The organism is Halomonas sp. ND22Bw, assembly GCF_003011945.1.
Lineage (GTDB): Bacteria > Pseudomonadota > Gammaproteobacteria > Pseudomonadales > Halomonadaceae > Halomonas > Halomonas halophila.
Genome location: NZ_PXWD01001966.1, coordinates 1 through 229, shown reverse-complemented (window position 1 = coordinate 229; position 229 = coordinate 1). Strand labels below are relative to the sequence as shown.

Sequence of the window (229 nt, the reverse complement as noted above, 5' to 3'; positions counted from 1 at the left end):
TCCCATCCGCCCCGGCGCGTTGCGCGCCGAAGACCTGATCCTGCTGGAAGACGGCCATTGCCTGCGCGACCATGCGCTGGCGGCGTTGGACATCGAGGCCCCGCGCGGCGACGACGTCTTCGCCGCCACCAGCCTGCACACCCTGGTCCAGATGGTCGGCTCGGGGCTCGGCGTCTCCTTCCTGCCCAGGATGGCGGTGCAGGCGGGCCTAGCCGACAACCCGTCCGTC

Annotated in this window: 1 protein-coding gene; it reads left to right on the top strand. The window is 71.6% G+C overall.

What is annotated here, in order from left to right:
- A partial coding sequence (locus tag CVH10_RS25175) for a LysR substrate-binding domain-containing protein (protein WP_369336049.1) occupies nucleotides 1-229 on the top strand: 229 nt, incomplete at both ends.